This window comes from Virgibacillus ihumii (assembly GCF_902726655.1).
In the GTDB taxonomy this organism is placed as follows: domain Bacteria; phylum Bacillota; class Bacilli; order Bacillales; family Amphibacillaceae; genus Lentibacillus; species Lentibacillus ihumii.
On sequence record NZ_CACVAN010000001.1, the window covers coordinates 1209709 to 1233534 of the forward strand.

23 protein-coding genes and 1 other annotated feature are annotated in these 23826 nt (G+C 40.4%); of the genes, 8 read left to right on the forward strand and 15 right to left on the reverse strand.

Annotated elements, in window-relative coordinates:
* Positions 1–20 precede the first annotated feature (20 nt).
* The 3 genes from polX to zapA all read right to left on the reverse strand — a co-directional run bounded on the left by polX (position 21) and on the right by zapA (position 2739).
* On the reverse strand, positions 21–1742 hold the full coding sequence (polX, locus tag HUX68_RS06075; RefSeq protein ID WP_174613985.1) for a DNA polymerase/3'-5' exonuclease PolX: 1722 nt from the start codon (positions 1740–1742) through the stop codon (positions 21–23).
* Between the two features lie 175 nt (positions 1743–1917).
* Positions 1918–2472, reverse strand: a complete 555-nt coding sequence (locus HUX68_RS06080) for a CvpA family protein (protein ID WP_174613986.1) — start codon at positions 2470–2472, stop codon at positions 1918–1920.
* Between the two features lie 3 nt (positions 2473–2475).
* The gene (gene zapA / locus HUX68_RS06085; RefSeq protein ID WP_174613987.1) at positions 2476–2739 is read right to left on the reverse strand and encodes a cell division protein ZapA; all 264 of its coding nucleotides are present in this window, start codon (positions 2737–2739) and stop codon (positions 2476–2478) included.
* 125 nt (positions 2740–2864) lie between these two features.
* Here zapA and rnhC point away from each other — a divergent pair, with 125 nt between their 5' ends.
* Positions 2865–3794 (forward strand): ribonuclease HIII, encoded by a 930-nt coding sequence (gene rnhC, locus HUX68_RS06090; RefSeq protein WP_174613988.1) that lies wholly within the window; start codon positions 2865–2867, stop codon positions 3792–3794.
* A gap of 65 nt (positions 3795–3859) precedes the next feature.
* On the opposite strand, the gene pheT is transcribed toward rnhC, so the two are convergent.
* The 3 genes from pheT to HUX68_RS06105 form a co-directional block, all read right to left on the reverse strand.
* Positions 3860–6286, reverse strand: a complete 2427-nt coding sequence (gene pheT / locus HUX68_RS06095) for a phenylalanine--tRNA ligase subunit beta (protein WP_174613989.1) — start codon at positions 6284–6286, stop codon at positions 3860–3862.
* Positions 6286–7335, reverse strand: coding sequence for a phenylalanine--tRNA ligase subunit alpha (gene pheS, locus HUX68_RS06100; protein WP_174613990.1), 1050 nt, complete (start codon positions 7333–7335; stop codon positions 6286–6288). Before pheS ends, pheT begins: the two co-directional genes overlap by 1 nt.
* A 367-nt stretch (positions 7336–7702) precedes the next feature.
* Positions 7703–8437, reverse strand: a complete 735-nt coding sequence (locus HUX68_RS06105) for a TrmH family RNA methyltransferase (RefSeq protein ID WP_174613991.1) — start codon at positions 8435–8437, stop codon at positions 7703–7705.
* Between the two features lie 242 nt (positions 8438–8679).
* Here HUX68_RS06105 and sspI point away from each other — a divergent pair, with 242 nt between their 5' ends.
* The 5 genes from sspI to HUX68_RS06130 all read left to right on the forward strand — a co-directional run bounded on the left by sspI (position 8680) and on the right by HUX68_RS06130 (position 14259).
* The gene (gene sspI, locus HUX68_RS06110; protein WP_174613992.1) at positions 8680–8904 is read left to right on the forward strand and encodes a small acid-soluble spore protein SspI; all 225 of its coding nucleotides are present in this window, start codon (positions 8680–8682) and stop codon (positions 8902–8904) included.
* 762 nt (positions 8905–9666) lie between these two features.
* The gene (locus tag HUX68_RS06115; protein ID WP_174613993.1) at positions 9667–11244 is read left to right on the forward strand and encodes a DUF6583 family protein; all 1578 of its coding nucleotides are present in this window, start codon (positions 9667–9669) and stop codon (positions 11242–11244) included.
* Between the two features lie 15 nt (positions 11245–11259).
* Positions 11260–12480, forward strand: a complete 1221-nt coding sequence (locus HUX68_RS06120; protein WP_174613994.1) for an ABC transporter permease — start codon at positions 11260–11262, stop codon at positions 12478–12480.
* On the forward strand, positions 12477–13604 hold the full coding sequence (locus tag HUX68_RS06125; protein WP_174613995.1) for an ABC transporter permease: 1128 nt from the start codon (positions 12477–12479) through the stop codon (positions 13602–13604). Before HUX68_RS06120 ends, HUX68_RS06125 begins: the two co-directional genes overlap by 4 nt.
* The gene (locus HUX68_RS06130) at positions 13588–14259 is read left to right on the forward strand and encodes an ABC transporter ATP-binding protein (protein ID WP_174613996.1); all 672 of its coding nucleotides are present in this window, start codon (positions 13588–13590) and stop codon (positions 14257–14259) included. The genes HUX68_RS06125 and HUX68_RS06130 overlap by 17 nt, the downstream gene beginning before the upstream one ends.
* 122 nt (positions 14260–14381) lie before the next feature.
* On the opposite strand, the gene HUX68_RS06135 is transcribed toward HUX68_RS06130, so the two are convergent.
* Both HUX68_RS06135 and HUX68_RS06140 read right to left on the reverse strand, forming a co-directional pair.
* Complete coding sequence (locus HUX68_RS06135) at positions 14382–15467, reverse strand: M42 family metallopeptidase (protein WP_174613997.1); 1086 nt, start codon at positions 15465–15467, stop codon at positions 14382–14384.
* 71 nt (positions 15468–15538) lie between these two features.
* The gene (locus HUX68_RS06140) at positions 15539–16027 is read right to left on the reverse strand and encodes a dUTP diphosphatase (RefSeq protein ID WP_174613998.1); all 489 of its coding nucleotides are present in this window, start codon (positions 16025–16027) and stop codon (positions 15539–15541) included.
* Positions 16028–16149: 122 nt separating this feature from the next.
* Between HUX68_RS06140 and HUX68_RS06145 the strand changes: the two genes are divergently transcribed.
* On the forward strand, positions 16150–16542 hold the full coding sequence (locus HUX68_RS06145; protein ID WP_174613999.1) for a sigma-w pathway protein ysdB: 393 nt from the start codon (positions 16150–16152) through the stop codon (positions 16540–16542).
* A gap of 221 nt (positions 16543–16763) precedes the next feature.
* On the opposite strand, the gene HUX68_RS06150 is transcribed toward HUX68_RS06145, so the two are convergent.
* The 7 genes from HUX68_RS06150 to ytxC all read right to left on the reverse strand — a co-directional run bounded on the left by HUX68_RS06150 (position 16764) and on the right by ytxC (position 22372).
* Positions 16764–17336, reverse strand: a complete 573-nt coding sequence (locus tag HUX68_RS06150) for a TVP38/TMEM64 family protein (RefSeq protein WP_174614000.1) — start codon at positions 17334–17336, stop codon at positions 16764–16766.
* A 78-nt stretch (positions 17337–17414) separates the two neighbouring features.
* A complete protein-coding gene (locus tag HUX68_RS06155; RefSeq protein WP_174614001.1) occupies positions 17415–17690 on the reverse strand; it encodes a DUF1294 domain-containing protein in 276 nt (91 codons plus the stop codon).
* A 68-nt stretch (positions 17691–17758) separates the two neighbouring features.
* The gene (rplT, locus tag HUX68_RS06160; protein ID WP_174614002.1) at positions 17759–18115 is read right to left on the reverse strand and encodes a 50S ribosomal protein L20; all 357 of its coding nucleotides are present in this window, start codon (positions 18113–18115) and stop codon (positions 17759–17761) included.
* Between the two features lie 52 nt (positions 18116–18167).
* On the reverse strand, positions 18168–18365 hold the full coding sequence (gene rpmI / locus HUX68_RS06165; protein ID WP_174614003.1) for a 50S ribosomal protein L35: 198 nt from the start codon (positions 18363–18365) through the stop codon (positions 18168–18170).
* 27 nt (positions 18366–18392) lie between these two features.
* Positions 18393–18896: a translation initiation factor IF-3 gene (gene infC, locus HUX68_RS06170; RefSeq protein ID WP_174614004.1), complete on the reverse strand. Its 504-nt coding sequence runs from the start codon at positions 18894–18896 to the stop codon at positions 18393–18395.
* Between the two features lie 58 nt (positions 18897–18954).
* Positions 18955–19083: a sequence feature (ribosomal protein L20 leader region), on the reverse strand.
* A 155-nt stretch (positions 19084–19238) separates the two neighbouring features.
* Positions 19239–21185: a threonine--tRNA ligase gene (gene thrS / locus HUX68_RS06175; RefSeq protein ID WP_174614005.1), complete on the reverse strand. Its 1947-nt coding sequence runs from the start codon at positions 21183–21185 to the stop codon at positions 19239–19241.
* Positions 21186–21523: 338 nt separating this feature from the next.
* Positions 21524–22372, reverse strand: coding sequence for a putative sporulation protein YtxC (ytxC, locus tag HUX68_RS06180; protein WP_246206619.1), 849 nt, complete (start codon positions 22370–22372; stop codon positions 21524–21526).
* Positions 22373–22641: 269 nt separating this feature from the next.
* On the opposite strand from ytxC, the gene HUX68_RS06185 reads away from it, so the two are divergent.
* Positions 22642–23775 (forward strand): zinc-dependent alcohol dehydrogenase, encoded by a 1134-nt coding sequence (locus HUX68_RS06185; RefSeq protein ID WP_174614007.1) that lies wholly within the window; start codon positions 22642–22644, stop codon positions 23773–23775.
* Positions 23776–23826 lie beyond the last annotated feature (51 nt).

Genomic DNA, 23826 nt, shown 5'->3' on the forward strand with positions numbered 1-23826 from the left:
TCCTTTAATGTTCTTTCTCATTACTTGTTACGATTCATAAAATCAATTAGTTTCGCTTTCGGCCATGTGTTGATGACCGTATCTTTTTCAATCCATCCTCTTCTTGCTGCACCGGTTCCATATTTCATATGCTCGAGCATTAAATAATCATGAGCATCTGTATCAATTGCAATCGGAACACCAGCCTCCTGCGCCTTTCGAAGCCATTCACTGGAAAGGTCCAGACGGTTCGGATTGGCATTCAGTTCAAGTGCTGTCCCGGTCTGTTTTGCTCGTTCAATTAATTTTTCAACATCTGCTTGATATCCTGCACGTCTTCCGATCAGCCTGCCGGTAGGATGAGCAATCAGGGAAACAAAAGGGTTATCCAACGCAGCATATAACCGCTCCATAATCTTTTCTTCCGACTGATTAAATCCTGAATGAATTGCCCCTATTACAAAATCCATTTCCTTTAAAAAATCATCGTCAAAATTTAATGTGCCATCCGGTAAAATATCCATCTCCACTCCGGCAAATATATGAATATCGGAATATTTTTCATTCAACCGACTGATTTCTTCTCGCTGTTTACGCAGTCTGTCTTCATTTAAACCATTGGCCACCCGTAAAAATTTGGAATGATCCGTGATACAAATGTACTCGTACTTTTTCTCCCTTGCGCGATTAACCATTTCTTCAACTGACTGTGCCCCATCACTCCAGGTCGAATGCATATGCAAGTCACCGCGAATATCCTTCTGTTCAATCAAATCCGGAACATTTTCAATAAAATATTCAAGTTCACCAGTGTTTTCCCTTGCCTCCGGCGGAATAAAATTCAGACCAAAATGGTGGAAGAACTGTTCCTCGCCTTCAAATGTCAGTGTTTCACCGGTTTCTTCCACTTCCACTCCATATTCATTAATTTTTTCCCCTTTGGATTTGGCAAGTTGTCTCATTGCAACATTATGTTCCTTGGAGCCGGTAAAATGGTGGAGTGTTGAAGCAAACTCTTCCGGGGCGACTATCCGGAAATCAACATTCACATCGTATGCTTCATCCAATGTTACGGAAACCTTTGTATCTCCCTGCGCAATTATCTCCTTGATATTATCCAATTTCAATAAGTCATCCCGTACTTCAGCAGGGTTATCAGCTGATATAATGAAATCAATATCTTTTATCGTTTCCCGCATTCTCCGCAAACTGCCAGCACGCGAAAAATCGTTAATGGAAGGTATATCCTGTAAATATGTTTCAATCCATTCGGCAATTGGAAGAATAGTCGCTATTGGCAGACGTTCCGGGCGCTTATTGGCATTTTCCAATGCTGCCAAAATTTTTTCGGCTGATTTTTTTCCAAAACCGGCGAGCTTTTCCACTTCTCCTTCATCAACCGCCTTTTTTAGTGAATCAGCATCCGTCACCCCTAATTCCTGGAACAATTTAGCCAGTTTCTTCCCGCCCAAACCGGGCAAATCCAGCAATGGAATCAACCCTTCCGGCACTTCTTTCTGAAGCTGGGCTAATGTTTCCGAAGCTCCGTTTTGAATATATTCATTGATAACAGTTGCTGTGCCTTTTCCAATTCCTTTTAATTTTGTAAAATCATCTATATCTGCAAGTGAACGGTCATCCCCCTCAAGTGCTTGTGCCGCCTTTCGGTAAGCGGAAATCTTAAAGGAATTTTCACCTTTTAATTCCAGATACGTGCCTATTTTTTCGAGTAATTTAATCACATCTTTTTTATTCACTTCCATTATCCATCACCTGCATTCGATTATTATTAAGGGAAGCTCTCTGAATAAGTATTGCAATAATTAATGGCATGCTGCAAAAACGGCCTATTAAAAGACTGATCCATTAGAAGGTTATCTTTATTGTACATGAGATACAACAAGAATACCCAATTAATTGAACCAGCCTTCAAAACTGTTAACCCTTTAATGTAGACTCAATCTGAGTGAACCAGAGTTCTGTTATTTTTTCGGACAAAAACGGCGTATACTCAATTATGAATAACGCCACCCATGAGTCGTTGATCCAAGCCTGAATTTGCGCCATAGGTGTCAATGCCAGAATGTATAACAATATAAATATAATCAGATAGACTTCAACGAATCCGAGCACAGCCCCAAGCAATTTATTAACTGATTTTAACACAGGCAAATCTGCCACAAAATCAAGCATGGAGGCAATAATTTGCATAATGATTTTAACCGCAAAGAAAATAATCGCAAATGCGACTGCATTATAAAATGCCACTTCAAGCGGCATTGACTCGAGAAAATCCACCCAGGCACTGCTGTTCCCGAGTTCCGGATATGGAATCCACAGTGCCAGTCTATCGGAAAGAACATCATAATATATCGCAGCAATTATAAAGGCGGTTATGAATCCTAACAAATGAAAAGTTTGCAGGATAAACCCGCGTTTCAACCCCATTAAAAAACCAAAAATAAGTACAATTATTAAAAATAAATCTACCATTCGTTATTTATCCTTTTTCTTGTTTTTTGATCCGAGTAAACTTGCATATTCTTCTTTCAGTTTCATGTAATCATTCATTGTATTTACCGCTGTCAAGACCGCCAGCTCACTTGTGTTTAATTGTTGATTTGCATCATGAATTTCACGCATTTTCTGGTCGACCAAACCTGCAACAAGCCGAACATGCTGCGGTTCTTCCGTTCCTACAATCGTATATGGTTTATTTTGTATTTCAACCGTTACACGTGTTTTATCATTCCGGGCCACATGGATACCCCCCTGAAAAATAGTTCACCTTATATTAACACAAACTTATGCATACAGGAAACTGTTGCCCATTTCATTTCCGCTTCGAATTTGCTATTGTAAAAGTGAAAGATTGGGGGATAATTATGGGACAACTAGTCAATCGCTATACACAGGATTCCATTGCAACAATGAAAAAACATTATGCTGCATCACTGCAATCTGCACCACAAGAGGCAATTTTCAGGGCCAGAACGCAGCATGCGGTTATTACCGCTTTCAAATCAGGCAAAGTAATGTTTCAGGGAAATAACCCCGAAGTTGAAGCTGACAGGTGGGCTGCCGATCAATTAACGGATACAAAACAAGCGTCAAAGAAGAAAAAAAGCTCTCTTTTCGCACCGCCCGAAACCCTTTTTACAAGTAATCATATTGGATCAGATGAAGCCGGTACAGGGGATTACTTCGGACCGATAACAACTGCAGCCGCGTTTGTCAGACATGATCAACTGGACTTATTGAAGGAATTGGGAGTACAGGATTCCAAAAATTTATCCGATCCAACCATCCGAAAAATAGCAGCTGATATCATGCATGTTGACATGCCATATTCACTTTTGATATTGCATAACGAAAAATATAACAGTTTACAAAAAAGGGGATGGACCCAAGGAAAAATGAAAGCAATGCTGCATCATCATGCCATTAATAATGTATGTGAAAAGATTGGGACGGAGCAGCTCAATGGCATTTTGATTGATCAGTTTTGTGAGCCGCATGTTTATAAAAAACATATCGAATCCGAAAAAGAAGAACTTACAGGCAGTACCTATTTCATGACTAAAGCTGAAAGCAGCTCACTCGCCGTTGCTGCCGGTTCAATCATCGCACGGGCAAGCTTTCTGAATGAAATGGATAAATTGTCCAAACAAGTCGGATTCACCTTACCTAAAGGGGCGTCCAAAAAGGTTGATATAACCATTGCAAAAATTATCAAAGCGAAAGGAAAAAACAGATTAAGCACTTGTGCCAAAACACATTTTGCCAATACAAAAAAAGCAGCTCAATATTTATAAGAAGCGAATCAAAGTCTTTTAAAAAGCGGAAATGCCGTATTCAGCACTTCCGCTTTTTAGACTGTTTAAGATCTTACATATGCATCAAACTGGTCATTAACCTTTCCTACAATTTCCTGATAAGACTGTTCAACTTCATTATCTTTCAGCGTCTTTTCAGCGTCCTGATACAACAAACTAATGGCAATTGACTTTTTACCTTCTTCCAAATGCTCCCCTTTATATACATCAAATATGTGGACATTCTGAACCAGCGGAGCTCCCGTTTTCTCAATAAGTTCTTTAATATCGCCGGCCTGAACATTTTCATCCACGATAAAAGCGATATCCCTTGAAACGGATGGATACTTCGGAATCGGTCTGTAGCTGATTGTATTACGGTATACTTCAAACACATAATCCATATCAATATCAAATACATACGTTTCTTTAATATCGAGTTTTTTCTCCAATCTTGGATGAACCTGCCCCAAGTAACCAACCGTTTGTCCCTTTACAGTTACAACAGCACATCTTCCCGGATGAAGATCAGCGATTTTACCCTGTTTAAAGTCAACTTCGATATCGAGGAAATCGAACAACCCTTCCACAATTCCTTTAACAAGGTAAAAGTCTACCTGTTTCTTCTCTTGCTGCCACAGGTGTGTAAGCCAGTTACCTGTAAGCACACCCGACGCCCTTAATTTCTCATTTGGTTGTTCAGTCAGTTCTTTTTCATCTGAAATAAAAACTGTCCCCAGTTCATAATAGGCAAGATCCCTCTGATTCCTGGCCAAGTTATGTGATATGGTTTGCAGCAGTTCAGGAATAAGACTTAACCTAAGTGTTTTATGATCTTCCGTCATCGGCATGGATAAATGAACCTGATTTGGATTCAACTTGGCTATCTCCGGGCTGACAAACTTTCCTGCCCATTCTTCCTTGGTCAAAGAATACGTAATAGTTTCCATCAAGCCGGCACTTTGCAAGTAACCTTTCACTTCCCGTTTTAATAGCTGGTGATTTGTAAGTCCACCTGCCTGTGACGAGCCTTCAGGTAACGTAAACGGAAGATTATCATAGCCATAGATCCGGGCAACTTCCTCCAGCATATCTTCAAAAATGGTAATATCCCCACGTCGGGTTGGAACAGTTACTGAAAAATGATCATCATGCTGTTCAAATGAAAATTGCAATCTGTCTAAAATAGCAGCGATGTCACCTGTGTCAATTTGTGTGCCAAGACGCTTGTTGATTTCAGCGGTATTAATCGCAACTACTTTCTCGGAACGGTCCAGTTCATCAAATATTGCAGGTTCAGCCAGCACAGTCCCGCCTGCATATTGCTGCAGAAGATGTGCTGCCCGCATGCCTGCACGGTAAACACGGTTAGGATCTATACCTTTCTCAAATCGGGTACTTGACTCACTTCGCAACCCAGTTTCTTTAACCGTCCTTCTAACAGACTTAGGATCAAAATATGCAGCTTCCAGCAAAATGGCTTTTGTATCATTGTTAACTTCTGTTTTTGCACCGCCCATAACACCTGCCAGTGCAACAGGTTCGGTACCGTTGGTTATGGCGAGATTATCTGATGAAAGATTCCTTTCCACATCATCCAGCGTAACCATTTTTTCATTTTCATTGGCCCGGCGCACAACAATTTTATCCGAATTCAACAAATCAAAATCAAATGCATGCAGCGGCTGGCCATATTCGAGCAAAACATAGTTAGTAATATCGACAACATTGTTAATTGGTCTTATACCGGCTGCCGTCAATGCATTGCGCATCCACAGTGGTGATTTCCGAATTTCCAAATCTTTAATGATAAACGCTCCATAATAAGGATTTAATTCCGGAGCATCCACATCCACTGTTACGTAATCTGTTGCTTTTTCGGCACTGAAATTCACCGATTCATCAGGGAGCGTTATATTTTGATTTAATATTGCCGCTACCTCGTATGCTACCCCCAGCATGCTCAAACAATCCGCACGGTTGGGTGTCAAATCGAACTCCAATACCGCATCATTCAGGTTTAATAACGGTTCAATAGCTTCACCTACTGCGGTATCGTTCGGGAACACAAAAATCCCTTCAGCAATATCCTTGGGCACATACTTTTCTTCAATACCCAGCTCCTGCAAGGAACAAATCATGCCATTTGATTCGACACCGCGCAATTTCACCTTCTTAATTTTGAAGTTTCCCGGAAGAACTGCGCCAGGCTTGGCAACTGCCACTTTTTGACCTTGTTTGATATTCGGTGCACCGCAAATAATCTGCAATGTTTCGTCACCAACATCAACCTGGCACAAACTCAATTTATCCGCATTCGGATGTTTCCCGCATGACTCCACATAGCCTGTTACAATACCGGAACTCTTTTCAGCGATATACTCTATTCCATCCACTTCAATCCCGGTTTTCGTTATTTTTTCAGCAAGTTCCACCGGGCTGATATCCCCGATATCCACATAATTCTTTAACCAGTTAACAGATACTAACATTAAAGGATACCTCCTTTAGCATGATGATACTGACGCAGAAAACGTACGTCATTTGTATAGAACTGACGGATATCATCGATGCCGTATTTCAGCATTGCGATACGATCCGGTCCCATTCCGAACGCAAATCCCGTATACATTTCGGGATCATATCCGGCCATTTCCAGCACACGCGGATGGACCATGCCGGCACCCAGAATTTCAATCCAGCCTGACTGTTTACAGACAGAACAGCCTTCACCGTGGCAAACTTTACAGGATATATCCATTTCGACGGAAGGTTCAGTGAAAGGGAAAAAGCTTGGACGCAGCCTGATTTCCCGGTCCTGTCCGAACATTTTTTTGGCAAACCGGTTAAGGATGCCTTTCAAATCGCTCATCCGCACATTTTTGTCCACGTACAACCCTTCAATTTGTGTGAATTGATGGGAGTGTGTGGCATCATCTGTATCGCGGCGGTAAACCTTTCCGGGGCAAATCATTTTAACCGGCTGATCACCTTCGTACTGATTCATTGTTCGGGCCTGAACAGGTGATGTATGTGTTCTGAGCAGCAGTTCATTGGTTATATAAAATGTATCCTGCATATCACGTGCCGGATGGTCTTTCGGCAGGTTCAGGGCTTCAAAATTATAATAGTCTGTTTCCACTTCTGGGCCTTCTTTTATTTCAAAACCCATTCCAACAAACAAATCCTCAATCTCCTCAATAATGCTGGTTAACAGATGTGGTCCGCCTACCTGCACAGGCCGGCCAGGCAACGTAACGTCTAATGTTTCTTTTTCCAATTGTTCTTCCAATGCCTTTTCTTCAAGTACGTCACTTTTCTCTTCAATTTTTGCCGAAATTGTTTCCCTGACCTTGTTGGCTATTTCACCGACAACTGGCCGTTCTTCTTTGGAAAGTTTCCCCATTCCTCTGAGAACACCTGTCAATGACCCTTTTTTGCCAAGAACTGCCACTTTAATAACCTGCAGTTCTTTTAAGGAATCGGCATTGTTGATTTGTTTCAATGTTTCTTCCTGAATGGCGTACAGCTCATCCTTCATCATGATTCCTCCTCGTATAATTTGTTCATGAAGCACGGTAATGCAATAGCAGCAATCTGCATGGACTAAAAATGCAAACACAAAAACCCCGCCCCCTTATCGAAGGGACGAGGTTGTCAAGTCGCGGTACCACCCTTATTGACACAACTATTATGTGTCCGGCTCATGTTTTGATAACGGATAAAATTACCCGGTACACCTTTACTTGTATCAACAAGGTCCAAGTGTCTGCTCCAGAGTGAAATGTAATAATTCATCGGCAGAGATGTTTGCAGTCTATGACACCTCTTCCCTTAGCCGACGCTTTCGATTATTACGTGCTCTTTCGTTGCATGTATTGTTCATCATTAGCATTTAAAATCAATTATTATCTTCTAATATAATACATTAAGATGCCGGCTGCAACACTAACGTTCAACGACTCTGCATTTCCATATATCGGAATGTTGACAATTGAATCCGCAAGCCGCAATATACCATTTTGTATCCCTGCTCCTTCATTACCGACAATCAATGCTGTTTTGTCAGGGACAGTTGCTGTTTCGAATGGTACAGATTCAGTTAAAGCCGATGCCCAAATTTCATACCCCTGCTGCTTCAAATCGGGGATTTCATTTATAATGTTCACGTGATAAACGGCTATGTGAAACAATGATCCTTGTGTAGCGCGAATCACTTTATCATTATATGGATCCACCGTTCCATCGCCAAGCAGAACCGCATCAAACCCTGCAGAATCGGCTGTTCGGATAATTGTACCGAGATTTCCCGGATCTTGTATGGCATCCACCAGCAAAACCGCATTTCCTCCGCTTGCAGCGATTTCCTTCATTTCGACAACCGCCGCTATCCCTTGCGGTGCTTCCGTACGTGCTGCATATTTAAAAACTTCGGAGCTGACATAAACAACGATACCCTGAGACCAGTCAGGAACCGTTTTTCCTTCCTCAGCTATTACTTCGAGTACTTTCCAGCCACTTCTGTATGCTTCATCAATCAGGTGATACCCTTCAATAAAAAAAGTACCAGTCTGTTCCCGATCTTTTCGTTTCCCCAGCCTTTTCCACTGTTTAACCCTGTTATTATGAACCGAAGTTATCATACCATTCATCCTTATCAGCTTTTTTTGTTCCCTGTTAACTGGCAATAAGACCCCACTTCAGGCTCCTGAAAAGATGAGTAAGATAATTGTAGGAACAAAAGCCAGTAAAGGTCCGATTTTGCTCACCTGACAATCGGTGGATTATAACCTCTGATTGAAGGTTTACTTTATTATCATACATATTTCCAACTGTTTTGGTCAAACTATCGTTAATCCAAAAAAATTGTGTGAGGTGTTTATCAATGGATTTGAATTTACGCAAAGCAATTGTTACCAACATTGCTTCCAACGATCAGGAACAACTTGAAGCCACTATCGTGGATGCCATTCAACAAGGTGAGGAGAAAATGCTGCCGGGTCTCGGCGTGCTTTTCGAACTCATCTGGAATCAATCCGATGAAGAAAACAGGCAGGAAATGATTGATTCCCTTGAACAAGGAGTCAAACAGGCATCAAGTCAGGAATAAAAACTCAATCATATGAAAAAAATCAAGATAGATGCCCTGATCAGCATCTGTCTTTTTTTATAAAATGCTTTTATATATAGGGTATTCTTTTCGCACTATCCATAAACTGCGACGTAGTGTGATGTTTTACCTCCGCTGCGGAAATACACGTCGCTTTCACTTTCGAGCATAAGTGCGACATCTGCTCAAGCAAACTTTCGCAGTGTCTTCTTTACCGTGAGCGGCTGATACCACTACACCAGTCCGGGTGAGCGGAGGGCGGTGACTCCTGCGGGAACAGCACGAGTCCGAAGACCCCGCAGAGTGGTTTTCTCGAGGAGGCTGAGGCCGTGCCCGCGGAAAGCATCCGCCCGGAGCGATCTCGGACGGCGGGGAGAAAAGCGGATGTTATTAGAAAACAGCAGTTACGTCGCAGTTTAATTCGACTACAGGGTTATATAGCATCATGCATTCACAAAGATTCCAACATAAAATAAGTCTTTATACCCGTAATATGACATTTATACTTAATACTATGAATCTTACGTCCTAATTTACATCTATTATACATTCAATATTCATCTAATTTGAAACTAAATCTATTAAAATATCTTTAACTCAAAACAAAAACACAACGAAAGAACTATTTCATCTGCACCTTATTTCGACACTATTTGACTATAATTCCAAAAAATAGTATATAATGTTTTTATTAGTTATTAAGATTGTATCTTAATAATACATATACTTATAAGGAATTACAGGGAGGAGAGTTCAAGAATTATGGATGAGACAGTTAATAATGGAAACAAGAAACAGGGACTTCCTAAAAAAGTAATTGCCATTTTAGTAGTTGCTTTAGTTATTATTGGTGGAAGTGTAGCAGCCTATGCCCTGTTGGCCGGATCTGCCAAAGCACAATACTTCCTGGCAGAAAAGAACACTATTGAATTTATTGGTGAACAACTGGAGGAACGGTACCAGCCGGAGTTTGACTGGGCCAAGCAGGCAAGTGAAAATCCGACCGAAACCACTCTCGAATTATCAGCTGAATATAATGGCCCACCCGCAATGGGAATGCCTGTGAACCCACAGATTTTGAATAACGCAACAATTGACTTGACAACACAGCTGGACCAACAGGAAACAGAACTATCCACCGATGTCCAGGTAAATTTTGGAGGATTGACCATTAACGATATGAGCATATACATGAATGCTGATGATTTAATGTTGCAACTTCCTTTTTTGCAAGAAACCCTTAAAATTACCGACAAAGGGCTGAGCAAACTGCTTAAGGAATCTGACCCCACAATAAATGGTGAGCTCGATTTCAAAGCATTTTTCAAAAGCATGAATGGGGCATTGTCAGAAGAGGACCGGAAATATATCAAGGAAGAATACCTGACCTTTATTTATGAACAACTTCCAAAAGATGCTTTCCAATCATCGGAAGAAACTGTGAATGTTCAGGACAAGTCCATTGATACGAAAAAAATAACAATGAACCTTTCCGAAAAACAAGTAAAAGATATTATCACGTCCGTCCTTGAAAAGATGCAGAAAGATGATAAATTAAAGGGAATGATCAAAGACCAGATTAAGATTCAACAATTTGGAACACTATCTGCTGGTGCCGTGGCCAATCCGGTTCAGAATGCCATGGAAAACTTCGATAAATCTCTTGAAGAAGCAATGAAGGGAGTAAAAGATTTTCAGATTCCGGAAGGCCTGACATCCGAAATATGGATTAACGATGATCTGATTGTGAAACGAAACATGGAAATCAGCATGGCTCCCCAAGATACTGAGCCTGCCACATTCAGTCTGAACGGTACACAGTTGTTGTCCGACAGCACCCAAAAAGTTAACTATAAAATGAGTGTTGTTAACCCTGCAATAAACGAGGAGTCATCATTCAATATAACTGCCAATCTATCAAATAAAGATAACAAACTGGAGGATTCGATTTCTCTTTCGGGTGGAGATACAACAATTACGTACAATGGATCATCCACACTTGAAGATAACACACGGGAATTCGAGCGGACACTAGCTGTAGAAGGCGCGGGAACATTTATATGGACTGGCGAAGCATCGTATAACAATGATAGAATGTCGTCAGAGAATACGTTGACGATGGAAGCACCTGATTTACAACAGGATATGATCAGCCTGCAGATTGATAAAGAAGCGAAAACTATTAAAAAAGTTAAGCAGCCGGATGATTCAAATGTAAAGGATATTGGCAAAATGTCCGCTATGGAAATTCAGCAATACATCCAGCAGGAAGTAAGGCCGCAATTCCAGCAGTGGTTCATGCAAATTATGGGTGTTCCTGGTGGCACACAGGGTTTTTAATGAGGAAGTGAACACATGACGTTTTTCAACCATATCATCCTTTTTTTACAAAATGATTTAAAGAAATTGAAGAGGAAGTGGATCTCACTTCCTCTTCTTTTACTGTTTCCAATCATAATTGTAGCATTATGTGCGGTAATTGCCGTTTCCATTTTTTCACCCAATGAAAAGGATCCGATTCAAGTAGGACTCGTTGATCTCGATCAGTCAAAAGAGACAAAGATGGTTATTAATCTGATTGAAGAATCCTCACAATTAGGTAATTACATACAAATTAAAGGCCTTACCAAGCAACTGGCGAAGCGTAAAACAAACAATGTACTGAGCGCTTATATCACGTTTCCGGAAGGTTTTACAGAAGACTTATACAATGGTACACCTGTTACGCTTTATGTTACAGGAAATCCGAACAAACGGACCAATAGCTATATGGTTAAAGAACTGCTCGACAGCATTGCCAGACATATTCGGACGTCACAGGCAAATATCCTGGCGATTAATCATTATGCCAAGCAATTACCCATAAGTGAATCGGATCGTGAAGATATGCTGTTTCAACAGTTCACTAATTTTCTGATGTATACAATCGGAAAAGATAAAATTATCGACGAGGAACAATTAATCAACGCTGCAACAAGTTCCCCTCTCCACTATTATTTACTTTCCGGGTGGTTTATTATTGTTACCATTTGGCTGTTATCCTTTTATTCATTTTTCACACGGGAAGATGAAGAACGTATGAAACGACGGATGGCTTTATATGGTGTCACAACACTTGTTCAATTGATTTCCAAAATGATTACGGTCTTTATGATGACAGCCGTCTTAGCTGCAGCGGCTCTGTATATATGTGTTCCCCTAATGAACATAACGCTTTATGGTGAAGACATGCTCCGAATAAGTATTATTACGGGATTATACAGCATAACGTTTCTGACATCACTTGCAATGATAGAAAAATTACTCACCTGGCAAAAGGTTCGCGTGCTGATGCAGGTCTTATTCACATTGGTGCTGCTGCTTGCAAGTGGGGCAATACTGCCGACTCTGTATTTTCCACTGTATATACAAAATTTGCTTCCATATGTCTTTGCAAGTGAGACCTTTTACTGGTTGCAGGAAATTCTTTTAAATAACAGATTGTATGCTGATTTTATACCATTATCACTGATGGCCGCAGTCGCAGTCTTCCTTTTCTTTGGATTGTCAATCTTGAAGGAGCGTGGTATGAGGTGAAAAGCATAATCGAAACACGTATCATCCATTGGAAAAAGCAAGGCTTCAGCCTCGTTTTCTGGCTTTTGTTTCCGATAATCGCAACATGGGTAATTATTGCTGGAACAAATTCGCTTGCAAATGACTCGAAAATTCCAGTTGGCATTGTATTGGAAGAACAATCAGACGCTTCATTGGAGCTTGTTGAGGAAGTAAAGTCCGCTCCATTAGTCCGTACAGCTATCCTCTCTGAAGATGAAGCACTTTACAAACTGCGTAAACACGATCTTGACAGTGTTTTCATTATCCATGAAGGCTTTCAGGAAAAAGTCTTACAGAATGAGCGTAATAAGCTGATAACAGGTTATCAATCAGATTTATCCTTTGCATTCACGCCAGTTAAAGAAATGATTTTATCCTATGTTCAACAGGAAACCGGCAGGGCAAAAGCAGCATTTGTCGTACAGCAGCTGGAAAGCAAATACAACGGTAATAAAAATTGGCCTGCTGAAGACATCATCGAAAAAAGCAAAGAAATCCAACAGGAAGAAAATCTGCTTACGACCTCGTTTTCGTTTAGTGATCCATCCATGGAAACCGGAGAAAACCGGTCATTATTTTCAATCTGGGGAATTTGGGGTCTATTAAGTATCTTATCAGCTTTATTTATTTTTGACTGGGTAATCAAAGAAAAGAATGCGAAAGCGGCTGTCCGATTTGCATTCACACGTACACCATTAAAGTCCTATTTAATGCAGAATTTTATACTGTATGTGATATTATTTTTGATTGTTGATGTTGCAGCTGTTGTCTCTTTCTATTTATTGTTTGGAGAGTGGATCAGCATTCTTAATCTGATAATATTCCGAATATGGATAAGCATGGGAGCATTTTTGCTTGCGCAGCTGTTTTCAAATACGTATGTATACTACATGGCATCATTCGGCTTAATTCTTATTACAGGAATTTGCAGTGGAGCAATATTACCATCAGGAATCATTTCAAATTGGACATGGTTTGAACAGCTAAATCCACTCCGTCCACTAATCAAAGGTGAATTTATCAGTTTATGGACGATTATGATCATTGTGATTTTCACCGTTTGGTTATTAAGAAAGGAGAAAAGCGATGCTTCGTATATGTAAATTATCAAAATCCTATGGTAAGAAACAAATACTTGACTCCATTTCATTCACCGTAGAGCCCGGGGAAATCATTGGTCTGGTCGGGGAAAATGGCGCCGGCAAATCTACCATGCTGCATGTGCTGGCGACTTTAACCAAGGCAGATTCCGGCAACATTTCATTACAGGATTTAACATACGGCAAAGATAAGAAGCAAATCCGCAAGCAAATTGGATTCGTTGCACAGGATATTGCATTATGGGATGATTTTACCGTCAAAGAGAATATGATTTTTTTCGAAAAAATTTCATGGGGACATAAAAACATAGATGAGTTGCGGGAGTTATGCCTTGAAATGAATCTGGAAAAATGGGATGAACCGGTCAAGACGCTATCGGGCGGCATGAAACGAAAGTTAAATTTGGCAGTAAGTCTGATCCACGATCCGGCGCTTTTGCTTCTTGATGAGCCAACGGTTGGAATTGATTTGAAATCCCGGAAAGAAATTGGAACCTACCTCAGTAAACAAGCAAAGCAATCTGGAAAAATGATTGTCTATACCTCCCATGACATGGATGAAATTGAAAGCCTGTGTGATAAAATTTATTGCATTGGCAAAGACCCTTTTTACTCTGACGTCCTGAAAGAGGCGGGAAATAATCCGATAATACTTTAGAAAAACTCAGGCCTAGCCTCGTCTTTAGCGAGTGCCGAAGTTTTTCTTATAAGGTCTGCCATAATTTATACTTTCTGACGCTATTTAAAAAGCTGAAGCACCCGCAGGCGCTTCAGCTTTTTTTATGCCATTACAATTTCTTTCACCTTATCATTATCCAGTTTCTTAATCGTCTCCACGATAAGTTTCACTGCATTTTCAAAATCGTCACGATGCAAAATTGCTGCATGTGTATGAATATAACGTGACGCTACTGTTATGGATAGAGCAGGAACACCGTTTGCAGTCAAATGGATGGAACCGGAATCGGTACCTCCACCAGCCATGGAAGCATATTGAAAAGGAATATTGTTCTCTTCAGCTGTATCCACAACAAATTCCCGGACACCTTTATGCGAAACCATGGACGCATCGTAAAGAATTATTTGTGGACCTTTACCAAGTTCACTGTCCGCATCTTTATCGGAAATACCAGGGGTGTCCCCTGCAATACCAACATCAACCGCAAAACCGATATCCGGTTTAATCGCATGTGTAGATGTTTTAGCACCACGCAGGCCAACTTCCTCCTGAATGGTACCTACACCATAAACGGTGTTAGGATGTTCCTCACCTTTCAATTGTTTTAAAACTTCAATTGCAATTGCACAGCCGATTCGGTTATCCCAGGCCTTTGCAAGAAGCATTTTCTCATTTTTCAGTTGCGTAAACTCGAAATAAGGCACTATTGAATCGCCTGGACGAACGCCAAATTCTTTCGCCTCTTCCTGGCTGGAAGCACCAATATCAATAAACATATCCTTAATTTCAACCGGTTTCTTCCGCGCTTCAGCAGACAGGACATGCGGTGGTTTGGAACCGATTACACCCGTAACATCCCCTTTTTTGGACATAATGGTTACCCGTTGGGCGAGCATCACCTGGCTCCACCATCCGCCGACAGTCTGAAAATAAATAAACCCATTCTTATCGATACGGGTAACCATAAACCCTACTTCATCTAAATGCCCTGCCACCATTATCTTCGGGCCATCAGCGTTACCTGTTTTCTCAGCAATTAAACTTCCCAGGTTGTCCATATAGACTTTGTCTGCATAAGGAGTAATGTATTTTTCCATCACTTCTCTTGGTTCTTTTTCGTTACCGGGAATTCCTTTCGCATCTGTAAGGTCTTTTAACATTGTGTTCATTTCATCCAATTTTGCCATATGTACAAACCTCCTAAAATTTATCCACTTTCATTATAACCATAATAATCGGAATCACAAAATTTTTATAATTAATAACCTTGATCCTGCCGCTCATAGTTTATTTCATTCTTTTCCAGGTAAGCTTTCTGAATTGCTTTTTCTTCAAAACCTAGTAATTCCCCCAACTGAACAAAGTATTCAAAAAGTGCTTTATAATTGACCTCAGTTGGGTATTCCCGGAATTCAATACTTGCACTGAATACCCGGTTAAACTGGTCTGTTTCATTCGCGGCGCATGCAGCAAGGTTATTTCCGCCTCGATATTCAAACCCTTTCTCAAGACCAAGTGATAACAGAAAATGAACCCCATCCACATACTCTTCCAAAATTACAGATTTGTCATTTCTGGATTTTGTACTCCAAAACTTGAAACATCTTGTCTCATTGGCCAATTCACCAAGTTCCACCAAAAGTGCCAGAGACTTTTCTTTAAAAATATCCCTGCCCGATAAATCGTGTTGTGCTTCGATATAGTTATCCAATTTCCTTTGCATACTGTACAACTCTGACCAGTTCATCCAAACTCCCTCTTTTCTTATTCGATCAAATTTATTATATCACGAATTAAGGATAATTTTGAAACCCGGAACGTCTCTGATACGTACAAGGATATATCAACTATACAGGGAGTCGGTTGAACATGATTGTCATTTTATTTCGGTTTCTTATTTTAATTGCCCTGGCGCTTATTTTATATACTATCTACAAATATTACCGTAACCCAGTGCGGAAGCTCCATATAGCAAAAGATAACGAACAATTTTACATGCTTGATGAGTCAGCAAACAGCAAAAAAAATATCCAGCTGGTTTATAAAGGATGCCTATTTGAAGGTGAAAAATATCTTGGTGCTGCTGAGAGTTCTTTTGAAGTGGTAAATATTAGTGTTTTTGCAAACGAGCCCGCGGAGCTTAGAGGAATAACACGGGATGATTTATATTTCATTGAAAAGGAATTGCTGATACGATATCCTTACGCAAAAGTTGAATGGAAGCATCCAATCAATAAATTAATGATTACTGCAATAGACTAAATAGGGTGGGATAGATCCAAAAAACGAACAATTCTAGAGACTAGCGGAGGAAATATACGTAGACTCCTGCGGGAGGAAAGGCCTAGATGAGACCCCGCAGTGCGTAAGCACGAGGAGGGCTCAACAGCCGCCCGCGGAAAGCGACGTATATTTCCGGAGCGGCTGAGCCTACCATTTAATTCGTTTTTTCTTTTAATAATCACTTTTTGCCTCGGCCTCTTTCATGTACTGACCTGAAAAAAATCATTCCATTTAATAATAATTTCCTTTCGACGCAATAAGTAGATAATTGGAAGTAAAACAGCCAATAAAACGAGGACATGTAGTGGTGAAAGACTGGAAATCCATTTACCAATCGATGTGTATACCAAGGCTAATGGAATGTTTGAGAGCAGAGATGATTTCATATATTCTTTAAAACCTGCTGATATCTCAATCAGACATAATGATAAAAGATGGAAGTGTATGAAAGGAATTAGCCGCATGAGAGCAATTTGTGATGTAGTTAGCTTGGAATTGCTGCCTATAATTTTTTGTTTCAGATGCAACAGTTTGTTAGTAGTTCCTGGCATCCAGCGAATGACACCATAAAAAATAATGCTTGATAATGTAATCCCAACAACGGAATACACGGTTCCGGCAATTGTCCCAAAAAGAACACCGCCGGAAATACAGATTAAAACAACCGGAAGAAAAAATAAAGGCCTAAATAAATGACAGATGATGAACAAAAGTGGTGCAAAAAAACCACCAGTTTCAACAATCGCCAATAAATAATTGCCAAACAGGTCCATATCCAACCTCCTTCATTTGTACCTCCCCTGGTCATAAATTTGGATCTTTTGTACATGTATATGACACGAGACGAGCCTTTATGACATCCGAATCAGAATCCAGGCAAATAATAGGATATGGATTAATATGAGTAATGGCATACCTATTGCAAATGTATAATGCTTCGTCTTATGGCGGAACTTTCTCATCCCGGCAAATGCTCCTGCAGATCCTCCAAGCAAACCGATAATCCAAAATGTCCGCTCCGATATACGCTGTTTATGCTTTCTGGCTTTTTGTTTATCCATCCCCATTAATATATAAGCAAGGACATTAATAACTGTAAGATATATCCAAAAACTGAAATCGATCATAGTATGTTCTCCCCAAATATAGAAAGACCAAACCATTGTTATCGGTTTGGCCTTCATACTTGTATTACTTATTTAAGTGCTGATTTTGCTTTCTGCGCCAATTGTGCAAAACCTTTTTCATCGTTGACAGCAAGATCAGACAGCATTTTGCGGTTAACCTCAATTCCGGCAACTTTCAATCCATGCATCATTTTACTGTATGAAATATCATTCAAACGTGCGGCAGCATTGATGCGTGCAATCCAAAGTTTGCGGAATTCGCGTTTTCTCTGTTTACGGTCACGATATGCGTATTGACCTGATTTCATTACTTGTTGTTTTGCGGTTTTAAATAGCGTTCTCTTCGAACCATAATATCCTTTTGCTAGCTTTAACACGCGTTTACGACGTCTGCGTGTAACTGTTCCACCTTTTACACGTGGCATAGTAATTCCCTCCTAATGCGATAAAAAATCGTTTTTATGAAATAGCGTATGCTTATTTATATGGCATCATTGTTTTGATACGCTTGAAATCTCCTGCTGAAACAACTGTTGATTTACGCAGTTTACGCTTTTGTTTTTGCGATTTATGAGCGAACATGTGACTTGTATACGCATGTCCGCGATTCAGTTTTCCAGTACCCGTTTTTTTGAAACGTTTTTGAGAACCTTTATGAGTTTTCATTTTAGGCATAGATAGTTCCTCCTTGTGCATGCATAATTATTTTTCGTTTGATGGAGCAAGCATCATGAACATGTTTCGGCCTTCCATCTTCGGTTTGGATTCAACCGTGGCAACATCCTTCACTTCATCAGCAAGCCGGTCAAGCACTTCCCGTCCAAGTTCTTTGTGCGTAATTGCACGCCCGCGGAAGCGAACAGATGCTTTTACTTTGTCACCTTTGCTCAGAAACTTTCTAGCATTTTTCAATTTCGTATTGAAATCATGCTCGCCTATTCCCGGAGTAAAGCGAACCTCTTTCACGTTAATTACTTTTTGTTTTTTGCGGGCTTCTTTCTCTTTTTTCTGCTGTTCAAAACGATATTTCCCGAAGTCCATGATACGACACACCGGTGGTTTCGCTTTTGGTGCAACAAGCACAAGGTCCAGGTTCCGAGTTTGGGCAATATCAAGTGCTTCATTGCGTGATTTCACCCCAAGCTGATCACCGTTTGAGTCGATAAGACGTACTTCTTTAGCACGAATCTTTTCATTGACATTCATATCTTTGCTAATCGCCAGCCACCTCCAGATTTTTTTGTTGCTGATCTTGACAAGTCATTCATGAAAAAAAGTGTCGGTACAATATGCACCCACACTTCTCCAATAGTCTATTTAAAGAATTCGGAACCAGTCAACTGCAATAACATTGCGTCAATCAGGTGAGAAGCGGGTGCTTCTGCTTGTCTTCAGATCAATTATTTTATTCAACTTTAATAGAATACCACGTAATTCTTATTCTGTCAAAGAATAATTTCCATCATTACGATTAATTTAATCATAGCACATTGTCCAAAACATGAAAAGCCCAGATACATGGATGGCCACGTACCTGGCAGTTTTTCATTACAATTTCCGAAGTGCCTTTGTTTCAATTTCCTTTTTAACCATATCTTCAAACAGGTCATAAACCATTGTCTCCGACTGTTGTTCGCCATACCGGCGAACATTGACCGATCCGCTTTCAATTTCTTTGTCACCGAGTACCAACGCAAATGGAATTTTTTGAGTTTGTGCTTCCCGAATTTTATATCCGATTTTTTCATCCCGCTCATCAACCGAAACGCGCACACCGCTCTTTCGCAATTTATCAGTAATTTCCTTTGCATAATCCAGGTGCACTTCAGGTGAAACTGGGATGATCTTAGCTTGAACCGGTGCCAGCCAAGTTGGGAATACACCTTTATATTCCTCAATGAGAAAAGCTACAAATCGCTCCATCGTACCGACAACTCCACGGTGAATGACAACCGGACGATGCTGCTGACCATCTTCCCCAATATACGTTAGATCGAATTGTTCCGGTAAATGGAAATCCAGTTGTACCGTCGACAATGTTTCATCTTTTCCTAATGCTGTCTGTACTTGCACATCAAGTTTCGGACCGTAAAATGCAGCTTCCCCTACTGCTTCAACATATTCAACGTCCATATCATCGAGCGTCTCTTTCAGCATCGACTGTGCTTTTTCCCACATCGCGTCATTGTCAACATATTTCTCTTTGTCTTCAGGATCACGATAGGAAAGCCGGAAATAATACTTGTCAATTCCGAAGTCTTTATACACCTGTTGAATCAGTTCAACAACACGGATAAACTCTTCTTTCAACTGATCAGGACGGGCAAAAATATGTGCGTCATTTAATGTCATGGCACGGACTCGCTGCAGCCCGGCTAACGCTCCAGACATTTCATGCCGATGCATCATGCCGAGCTCAGCGATTCTGACTGGCAAATTCCGGTAGCTGTACAGTTGATTTTTATAAACCATCATATGATGCGGACAGTTCATCGGACGAAGAATTAATTCCTCATTGTCCATTTCCATCGGCGGAAAAATATCATCTTGATAGTGATCCCAGTGACCGCTAGTTTTATAAAGATCAACGCTTCCAAGTGCCGGTGTGTACACGTGATCATATCCCAGCCGTTCTTCCAGATCTACAATATACCGTTCAATGCTCCGGCGGATTGTTGCTCCTTTTGGAAGCCATAATGGCAGCCCTTGACCGACTTTTTGCGAAACCGTGAAAATTTCCAGTTCCTTGCCCAGTTTCCGGTGGTCGCGTTCTTTTCGCTCCTCAAGAATACGCAAATGTTCGTCAAGCTCTGACTGCTTCGCAAAAGCTGTTCCATAAATGCGCTGCAATTGTTTGTTGTTACTGTCACCACGCCAATATGCTCCCGAGATACTCAGTAATTTAAAAGCCTTTATTTTACTTGTGGAAGGAACATGAATCCCCCGGCACAAATCAAAAAATTCGCCCTGCTTATAAATGGTTACCTGTTCATCACCAGGAATGGCATCAATCAGTTCCAGCTTCAGAGTATCCCCGATTTCGCGGAACATTTCTTTAGCCTGGTCACGGGTTACTTCAATCCGTTCAATTTCCAGATTTTCATCGATGATTCGTTTCATTTCCTTTTCAATTTTGGGGAGATCTTCCGGTGTCAATGATTGTTCCAGGTCCATATCATAGTAGAACCCTTCTTCAATTACAGGGCCAACCCCGAAACTAACATTTTTGTACAGTCGTTTTATCGCCTGAGCCATTAAATGCGCAGTTGAATGACGCATTACCTCTATTCCCTCTTGATTCTTATATGTGACAATTTCGATAGTACCGCCCTGCTGTAATTCTCGACGTAAGTCATACAATTTTCCATCAAGTTTAATGGCAAGCGCCTGTTTTTTAAGCCCTGGTGATATCGACCCCGCAATTTCTTCACCGGTGGTTCCTTGTGGGAATTGTTTATTTGCTCCATCAGGAAAAGTAATTGTTATTTCAGCCATCGTTTTACGCTCCTTCATGTAATAATAGATATTAAAAAACGCCCATCCCTCTGCTTAAAGCAAAGGGACGAGCGTTGGTCACGTGGTTCCACCCTAATTTCCGCATGAAAATACGGCTTCATTAATCTTTAACGCAGATAAAACGCTATGATTTACAACTCATTCGATCACAGAGTTTAAAGGTGGTGATCATTTGTCCGGTCCGGGGAAGCTTTCAGCCTTGGACTTCCCTCTCTTAACAGACGTTTTAACAAACAATCCTGTCCTCATCATTACTTTTTAAAGATGAACTTATATTTAAAATGTATTATAGCTTCTGATGAACATAAAATCAAGCGTTAGTACTTATTTTTTAAGTAATTGGAAAAAGGAAAACTGCTGTATGGTTTAAAATCAGCTTTTTCCTGAAAAACATTAATAACTGTTAATGTCTTCGGTTCAGACGGGTGGTCCCCATAAATCGTTATTTTTTTCGGTGCCATTGCGACAAGTGGTGCGAGATTCAATTCCTCTTCATCAAGACCTACCATATACAGTGGTTCATTATGCATCAGCAGCCGCAGTTCCATCCGTGTAAAACGTTTTCCATCCGGCTTAAAAAATGTGAATGGATTTCCCTGCAGAACATGTACCGTACTATAAGTACATGTTCTGGTTACAATAAACTCTCTTAGCGAATCAATGAATGCCTGATGATCTTCTTCCCTTTTAAATTCGTCGATAGCCAGTCCGACAAGATGAACAAGCTGATCTTTAAATATTTTCATTTGGAAATTCACAATCGAATCAAAATGGATCATATCAGCATTTTCCAAATTACCGATAATGATTGATTTTAAAAGCTGGCTGGGATCCTTGTCTTTGCGGACATGCCTGCTGTCTTTATCCTCTCCGTAAAAAAGCCATAAAGCGATATCAGCAATCCGGTCAATTTCTTCCATATTCGAATAATAATAATCATTTTTAATAATATCGTGAATCATATCCGCCAGCCGGTGGATCACAAACACATCAACCATTGATTGTGCAGCTGTTTCCGTAATGCTGCCCGCATTTTCATAATCAAGTTGTAAATGATTCCCCCATTCCTCATGTGTTCGCCAGTATAGTTCTATTCGTTTGTTGTACTGAAATAAATGTTCACAAAAACTGATTGTTTCTTTATCATGCTCAAAAAATACCTCCAACAAATAATCACCCTCATCCGGACCAAACTGTTACATTATATGGACGGGTAATTAAAAAAATGTATAAACCATTAAAACTAGTAACTGCAGGATTAGTAAGAAGATGAAATATGCCATACAAGAAGGAAAGGACTATCACCTCTTTTTCAAACAAAACAATACTAGATAAGATCCCGTTTAATCTTTATGTCTAACTAAGCCAAAAATGTGTATTATTTTGCTGGCAGGAAAAGCTAAGTGTAATACTTACTATAGATTGGAGCACAAACATGAAAGCAGTAACCTACCAAGGCGCAAAAAATATTGCTGTAAAACAAGTAGAGGATGCAAAAATTGAGAAAAGTGATGATGTGATTGTAAAAATCACCTCCACCGCAATTTGCGGTTCTGACTTACATATATACAAAGGAGGATTCCCTTTACCTGAAGGCTATGTTATTGGACATGAACCTATGGGGATTATTGAGGAAGTCGGCCCAGGGGTCGATAAGGTAAAAAAAGGGGATCGTGTCGTCATACCTTTCACAGTGGCTTGCGGTCATTGTTTTTATTGCCAGCATGATATGGAAAGCCAATGTGACAACTCCAACCCGCATTACGATTCCGGAGGTTTTTTTGGTTACTCGGAGAAATTCGGCAATCACCCGGGTGGACAGGCAGAATACTTAAAAGTACCATTCGGAAACTTTACTCCTTTCGTTATCCCTGAATCATGTGAACTGGAAGATGAATCCCTTCTCTTTTTATCCGATGTATTGCCAACAGCTTTTTGGAGCGTGGAAAATGCGGGAGTTAAAGAAGGGGATACCGTCATTATACTCGGCTGTGGCCCCATTGGACTGATGGCACAACAATTTGCCTGGAAAAAAGGTGCGGAACGCGTCATCGCTGTTGATTATCTGGATTATCGAATGAACCACGCAAAAAAAATGAACAATGTGGAAGTTTTTGATTTTACGAAGAACCCGGATATGGGTGAACATCTGAAGGAAATAACGGAAGGTGGTGCAGACGTTGTCATTGATTGTGTAGGAATGGACGGGAAAAAATCACCACTTGAATTTGTCGAACAGAAATTAAAACTTCAAGGAGGGACGCTGGGTCCCATTCAAATTGCCACCAAAGCGGTTCGGAAATTTGGTACCGTTCAACTCACCGGTGTCTATGGTGGACTGTACAATGCCTTTCCGCTGGGACCTTTTTGGGTTAGAAATGTCAACCTGAAAATGGGACAGGCTCCCGTAATTCATTACATGTCTTACCTTTTTGAAAAAATAACAAAAGGGGAAATTGACCCGAAAGCAATCATTACCCATAAAATGTCTTTAGATGATGCAAGTCATGGCTACAAAATATTTAATAATCATGAGGAGGACTGTATCAAAGTTATTTTAAAACCATAAAACTCCTGTGTTACAAAGACCCTCGACATTCGTCTGTCAAAAGCAAGTGCC